The sequence below is a fragment of the Nitrobacter sp. NHB1 genome, from assembly GCF_036964665.1.
Classification (GTDB): Bacteria; Pseudomonadota; Alphaproteobacteria; order Rhizobiales; family Xanthobacteraceae; genus Nitrobacter.
In genome coordinates, this window is the sequence record NZ_JBAMDA010000002.1 from 1 (window position 1) to 2,532 (window position 2,532).

The following is a 2,532-nucleotide window of genomic DNA, read 5'->3' on the forward strand; positions in this document are numbered from 1 at the left end:
TTGTACAACACGACGACAGAACGCCCACGGGACCGAGGAGCGCGAGCTTCTTTATCCGTGGCATCCATGGGCCGGATGCCTGGTCCATATTCATGAGGTCATCGAGAAGGCTGGCGGAGAAGTTTTCCGGTGCAGCCTCATTGGTCGGGCATCCGCGCGATGGCTGGAGATTCCGGCGTGGATGTTCGATCGGGCGGCCTGGTGTGTCGGCGCCGCACCCTATGTTGACATTGCGGTGCTGACCGCCTTGGCAACGCTGCTGCAGGATGTGACGTCCGTTTCGGGCGCACCATCGCAATTGCGGGATTCAAGCGCAGCATTGGGCTCTCACGACACGAATCGGGGAGATGTCCATGCCACGCCCGCCTACCGCTCATCGCCATCCTCACAGCAATGCACGTCAGTTCGATCTGTTCTGCGACCCGCCCTACGCCGCGGCGCAGACGCCGCAATGGCAGGCGTTGCCCGCCGAGACGCGCCATACGCTGACGAAGCTGCTGGTCCGCCTGATCTTCGGCCACGCCGACGGCGACCTCGTTCGGGAACGGGAGGAGATGCGTCATGATGTCTGAGAAGATCAGGCCGCACCATCTGGAGCGCAAGGCGATCCTGTATGTCCGGCAGTCCTCCGCCCATCAGGTTCTCCACAATCGCGAGAGCAGCGCCTTGCAATATGCGATGCGCGATCGTCTGACGGCGCTGGGCTGGTCTCGCATCGAAACGGTCGATGACGATCTCGGGCGCTCGGCGGCGGGCGGCGTCGCGCGCGCCGGCTTTGATCGAATGGTGGCCGAGGTCTGCCTGGGCAAGGTCGGTGCGGTCGCGGCGCGGGAAGTCTCGCGTTTCGCCCGCAACAGCCGCGACTGGCAGCAGCTGATCGAGATGTGCCGCGTCGTCGATACCGTGCTGATCGATCAGGAGATGGTCTATGCGCCGCGTCAGGGCAACGACCGGCTGTTGCTGGGATTGAAGGGCAGCCTCAACGAGTATGAGCTCGATCTTCTGCGCCAGCGTTCCCTGTCGGCCCGCTATGAGAAGGCCCGGCGCGGCGAACTCATCGTCGCGGCCCCGGTCGGCTTTGTGAAGGTCGGCGACAGGCTCGAGAAGGATCCCGATCGCCGTGTCCAGGAAGCCGTCATTCTGGTCTTCGACAAGGTCGCCGAGCTCGGCAGTGTCCGGCAAGCCCTGCTCTGGTTCATCGAGCATGGGCTGGACTTGCCCGCCAAGCGCAACAACGGTGACGTGGTCTGGCGCAGGCCCAATTATGCGACCATCCACCGGATGATCGAGAACCCGATCTACGGCGGCGCCTACGCCTATGGTAAGAGTCGTGTCGCGACAGGATATGACGCAGCAGGCGTGATCCGACCCAGCCGCCGTCGTAAGGCGCGAGCCGAATGGCTGGCGCTGATCCCAGGCGTCCATGTGGGTTACGTCAGCTGGGAGCGGTCGGAGGCGATCCGCAAGATGGTGCGCGACAACATGCCCACAGGCCGACATCACGGAGCGCCGAAGCACGGCGACGCTTTGCTCGCCGGCCTTGTCCGCTGCCGGCGTTGTGGACGCAAGCTGACGATTCGCTACACCGGCGCCAAGCATAACATTCCGCGCTATTCCTGTTGGCGGGGTTCGCTCGACAATGGCGAGCCACGCTGCATCGCATTCGGAGGATTGCGTGTCGACGACGCCATCGAGGAAGCTCTTCTGCGGGTTGTCGAACCGGGAGCGATAGCTACGGCCGTCGAGGCCGAAGCACAAGCGGCCAACCGCCGCGATCAGGTTCGTGAGGCGCTGGTGCGCGACCTCGAGGCGGCGCGCTACAGCGCCGATCGGGCATTCCGGCAGTACGATGCCGTCGATCCGCAGAACCGCCTGATCGCGGCGGAACTGGAGTTGCGATGGAACGGCGCGCTCACACGTGTCGGCGAGATCGAGATCAGGATTGCCGCGCATGATGCCGCGACATCGGCACCATCACGGGCGCCAGTCCACCTCGCCGCGCTGGCCGCTGATCTCAAGGCGGTCTGGTCGGCGCCGTCGACCGACGCGAGGCTCAAGAAGCGAATCGTGCGCACCGTCATCCACGAGGTGGTCGCCGATATCGATGACGAAGCGTCAGAGATCGTTCTCCTGACCCATTGGATGGGCGGCGTTCATACCGAACTGCGCCTGCCGAGGCGCCGCCGCGGACAGCGCAATAGCATCTCCGCCGACATGCTGGCCGCCGTCCGCCAACTGGTTCTCATCGCCAATGATGATCTGATCGCCGGCATTCTCAACCGGAACGGCCTGGTGACCGGCCACGGCAATCGCTGGATACGGGAGCGGGTCACCGCGCTCAGGTCGCATCATAAGATCCCGGTCTTTCGGCCGGCGCCGGATGGGAACGAGCCATGGCTTAATCTGAACAAGGCGGCGGGTTTGCTCGGCATTGCACCGAAGACGCTTAGGCTCGCCGCCGCAGCGGGCGAGATCGAGGCGGGTCATCCTCTGCCGGATGGTCCTTGGATCTTCAGCCGATCAACGCTCAGC

2 protein-coding genes are annotated in these 2,532 nt (G+C 64.3%); both read left to right on the plus strand.

All coding sequences use genetic code 11. The features are described 5' to 3' along the window. The first annotated feature begins 353 nt into the window (after window positions 1-353). Complete coding sequence (locus V4R08_RS15490; RefSeq protein ID WP_335580047.1) at window positions 354-572, plus strand: hypothetical protein; 219 nt, start codon at window positions 354-356, stop codon at window positions 570-572. After that, the coding region (locus tag V4R08_RS15495) for a recombinase family protein (RefSeq protein ID WP_335580315.1) at window positions 562-2,532 on the plus strand (1,971 nt) is incomplete at its 3' end. The genes V4R08_RS15490 and V4R08_RS15495, both read left to right, overlap by 11 nt.

Excerpts from the sequence above, each read along its gene's own strand:
- V4R08_RS15490 (WP_335580047.1), top strand. The coding sequence starts at position 354 with ATGCCACGCCCGCCTACCGCTCATCGCCATCCTCACAGCAATGCACGT.